The organism is Gilliamella sp. B14384G12, from assembly GCF_016101825.1.
GTDB lineage: Bacteria > Pseudomonadota > Gammaproteobacteria > Enterobacterales > Orbaceae > Gilliamella > Gilliamella apicola_N.
In genome coordinates, this window is sequence record NZ_JACFPU010000056.1 from 1 (window position 1) to 363 (window position 363).

Consider the following 363-nt stretch of genomic DNA (forward strand, 5'->3'; position numbering starts at 1 on the left):
GCAATCGTGCTGTCAATGATGTGAATAAGCTGGCAACGGTAATTGATAATAATGTTGTCATAAATAATACTGACTCAAAAACAGTGAATCCTGATTTAATTACCGATGAGTTTCGTCTAACCTTACCGGAAGAGCGATATAAGCAACTTGAGGCTCAGCTCAAAACCAAACATGGTTCCAATTTTAGTGGTTTTGAGATTATTGACAGTAAAGATGGACTGATAACCGCAACATTTAAAGGTCGAGGAACACAAGAGAGTATTAATGAATTAAAAGCTTACCTGCAAAGATATGCCTCAGATACCACAAAAAATCAATTTGCATCCGTAAAAACACTAATAAATAAAATCACCAATAACCATA

At 35.0% G+C, this 363-nt stretch carries 1 protein-coding gene; it reads left to right on the forward strand.

Annotation, left to right across the window (positions count from 1 at the left end):
- Nucleotides 1-363, forward strand: a 363-nt coding sequence (locus H3S73_RS13630; RefSeq protein ID WP_198248932.1) for a hypothetical protein, incomplete at both ends; no start/stop codon positions are given.